The sequence below is a fragment of the Rhodobium orientis genome (genome assembly GCF_003258835.1).
Classification (GTDB): Bacteria; Pseudomonadota; Alphaproteobacteria; order Rhizobiales; family Rhodobiaceae; genus Rhodobium; species Rhodobium orientis.
On sequence record NZ_NPEV01000133.1, the window covers coordinates 1 to 307 of the forward strand.

At 51.8% G+C, this 307-nt stretch carries 1 protein-coding gene; it reads left to right on the forward strand.

The genetic code is table 11. The features are described from left to right. The coding region (locus CH339_RS25530) for an AMP-binding protein (protein ID WP_146610295.1) at window positions 1-307 on the forward strand (307 nt) is incomplete at both ends.

Below are 307 nucleotides of genomic sequence, written 5' to 3' on the forward strand. Positions count from 1 at the left end.
GCTTTATCCCGAGGATGACATCAATCCAAGCGCAGAGGCTCAGTCTGACAACCTGGCATACTTGATTTACACATCGGGCACGACAGGCCAGCCGAAAGGCGTCATGGTCGAACATCAATCGCTCGTGAACTTGTGCTATTGGCATAACGATGCATTCACGGTCACCGAACAGGACAAAAGCGCGAAATATGCCGGCTTCGGCTTTGACGCTTCCGTCTGGGAGATGTTCCCGTACTGGATCGCCGGAGCGGAGCTTCATATCATCGATGAAGCGATCCGGATGGACATTACGCGTTTGAATGAATAT